Source organism: Roseateles sp. P5_E1 (assembly GCF_054049335.1).
Map to the genome: position 1 here is coordinate 1 of NZ_JBFUMN010000296.1, position 613 is coordinate 613.

Genomic DNA, 613 nt, shown 5'->3' on the forward strand with positions numbered 1-613 from the left:
GCCCTGCAGCTGGTCACGCAACGGCCCTTCGGCGTCGGTGACGAACAGCGCATCGGGCAGCATGGCAACACAGGTCGACTTCACAGCTTCGGTGAAAAGGGTCTCTTTGTCGCCAAAATGGCTGTAAACGGTCAGCTTCGACACACCCGCCTGGGCGGCGATGCTGTCCATGCTGACGCCGTTGTAGCCTTGCTCCACGAACAGCGACTTGGCCGCCTCSAGGATSGCGGCGCGCTTGCCCAGGTCCTTCGGACGGCCCGGCCCGGAAGCCTTGGCGGCCGGCTTGGCGGGCGCAACGGAAGAGGTCGAATCAGTCATCCAAACAATACTAGACCAATCGGTTCGATATTTATACTATACCGGCTGGTTCACTATTGGCCGTGCTGCAACAGTATGTTGCCCGTGCGTTCTTCCGGATTTCTTTTCAGGTCCTGTACCTCATGAAAAACATGCGATGGGTGGGCGGCGCTGCGCTGCTGGTGATGCTGGCGGCGTGTGGCAAGCAGGGCGCCGAGCCGGCGGCGGCGATCCCGGTGCTGGTGGTGCATCCGGGCACCGTGACCGGACAGGAAGCGGCCGCCTATCCGGGTGAGGTGCACGCCCGCCAGGAAAG

The 613-nt window shown here is 62.5% G+C and carries 2 protein-coding genes; one reads left to right on the forward strand and one right to left on the reverse strand.

Annotated features, from left to right (window positions below):
* Positions 1–318 (reverse strand): TetR/AcrR family transcriptional regulator (locus ACXJKJ_RS31145; RefSeq protein ID WP_457395457.1); only part of this gene is annotated, 318 nt, incomplete at its 3' end.
* Between the two features lie 62 nt (positions 319–380).
* On the opposite strand from ACXJKJ_RS31145, the gene ACXJKJ_RS31150 reads away from it, so the two are divergent.
* The coding region (locus tag ACXJKJ_RS31150) for a hypothetical protein (protein ID WP_457395460.1) at positions 381–613 on the forward strand (233 nt) is incomplete at its 3' end.